The 1,411-nt window shown below is 67.5% G+C and carries 2 protein-coding genes; both read right to left on the reverse strand.

Annotated features, from left to right (window positions below; genetic code table 11):
* A partial coding sequence (gene prcB / locus ON27_RS14890) for a proteasome subunit beta (RefSeq protein WP_043726414.1) occupies positions 1–774 on the reverse strand: 774 nt, incomplete at its 3' end.
* A complete protein-coding gene (locus tag ON27_RS14895) occupies positions 771–965 on the reverse strand; it encodes a ubiquitin-like protein Pup (protein WP_014986166.1) in 195 nt (64 codons plus the stop codon). The genes prcB and ON27_RS14895, both read right to left, overlap by 4 nt.
* Positions 966–1,411: the final 446 nt, after the last annotated feature.

Here is a 1,411-nt window from a genome sequence, read left to right on the forward strand (position 1 = left end):
GACCGCACCCTCCTCGTCCACGACGATCGCCGTCGGGTAGATGCCACGCACCAGATCCGGGCCGCCCGTCGCGGTGTCGTCGTCGGCCGCGTCGAACAGCGACTCGACGGCGATGCGCAGCGCGCGCTCCTGATCGATTCCCTTGGCGTACAACTTCTTCAGCGCGGACTTCGCGAACACCGAACCGGAACCGACCGCGGCGTAACCGAAACGTTCCTCGCTGCGTCCACCCACCACATCGAACGACACGATGCGACCCGCTTTGTCCGGATCGGTGGCGTCCAGGTCATAGCCGACCAGCATCGGCACCACCGCCAGCCCCTGCAAGGCCGCGGGCAGATTCTCGCGCACCATCTTCGACAGCTTGTTCGCCTTACCGTCGAAAGTCAGCGGCACGCCCTCGAGCTTCTCGTAGTGCTCCAGCTCCACCGCGAAGATCCGCACCATCTCCACCGCCATGCCCGCGGTGCCCGCGATGCCTGCCGCGGAATAGCTGTCGGTGATGTAGACCTTTTCGATGTCCCGGCTGGCCAGCAAGTTCCCCTGCGTGGCGCGCCGGTCACCGGCGATCAGCACACCGCCGCGGTAACTCACCGCGACAATGGTGGTGCCGTGCGGAGCGATCTCCTTCGCGGAAGTGCCGCCGGAGAATCCGGCGGCACCCTGCTCGAACCTGGTGGCAGGCAACAGGTCCGGGGCATGCATACGAAGGTAGTCGGAGAAGGAAGAGAGGGCGTACCCCAGGTGGAGACGCGAGGGGTCACCGACTGTCACTGGCCACCTTTCTGCACGTACGCGCGGACGAAGTCCTCGGCGTTCTCCTCGAGCACGTCATCGATCTCGTCGAGCAGGTCGTCGGTTTCCTCCGCCAGCTTCTCGCGGCGCTCCTGACCGGCGGCATCCACACCGTCCGGGCCCTCGTCCTCGTCGCCACCCCCGGCGCGCTTGGTCTGCTCTTGTGCCATGGCAGCCGACCTCCTCTGTCCTCACCATGACCGGGACCCATCATGAGCACGATCCCGATCATGAGCATTGTCCGTGCTCGTCCCTCAACACTACCTACCAGCACCGACAGTGTGCCTATTTTGCTGTGTGCTCGGCCGCGCGGGCGCGGCGTGTTCGCGGCCCTCTTGTGGCTCGCGTCCGAGTGACCGCCGCTGGCGACTGCGTCGCGGACGCGGCGGCCACTCGGACGCGAGCCGGGCCGCGAACGGGCAATGCTCGATCTCGCTTCGCTCGAAACCCGTGGTCGAGGTGCGCTGGTCGCGTCGGGCGGTGATCGCACCACCTGGGTGTGCGCGATACCGCGGCCGCAACGTCGGGCAGTGCCTCCGTGCTGCGTAGTCACAGCCGCCCAGGACTCACGGCCAAGCGGCCCCCGCGGGCGACTGCGTCGCGGACGCGGCGGCCA

Origin of the sequence: Nocardia asiatica NBRC 100129 (genome assembly GCF_000308415.1) — a bacterium.
Classification (GTDB): Bacteria; Actinomycetota; Actinomycetes; order Mycobacteriales; family Mycobacteriaceae; genus Nocardia; species Nocardia asiatica.